This window comes from Paraburkholderia sp. SIMBA_053, from assembly GCF_046534895.1.
GTDB classification, from domain to species: domain Bacteria; phylum Pseudomonadota; class Gammaproteobacteria; order Burkholderiales; family Burkholderiaceae; genus Paraburkholderia; species Paraburkholderia caledonica.
The window spans coordinates 1-282 of the sequence record NZ_JAWRXU010000491.1 but is presented as its reverse complement, the minus strand read 5'-3'; the positions used below and the strand labels follow the sequence as shown (position 1 = coordinate 282).

At 62.1% G+C, this 282-nt stretch carries 1 protein-coding gene; it reads left to right on the top strand.

Annotation, left to right across the window (positions count from 1 at the left end):
* Positions 1 to 282, top strand: a 282-nt coding sequence (locus SB753_RS36565) for a Pr6Pr family membrane protein (protein WP_410805001.1), incomplete at both ends; no start/stop codon positions are given.

The following is a 282-nucleotide window of genomic DNA, read 5'->3' as shown; positions in this document are numbered from 1 at the left end:
CCGTGACCATGCTGATCTACCTGATCGTGCTCGTTCCCTCGAGGTTCGCCGACGGTGACGCCGAGATCTTCTCGCTCACGGACAACCTGATCCACATCATCACGCCTGTCCTGGTGATCATCGATTGGCTGGTCTTCGTGCCGAAGGGGTCGTTCCGGTGGGTCGACCCGCTGCTGTGGACACTGCTCCCCTACGCGTATCTGACCTGGGCTTTCGTCTACGGTGCGGTCGGCGGGGAGTTCACGCCGGGCCAGGCGTATCCCTACCCGTTCATGGATGTCG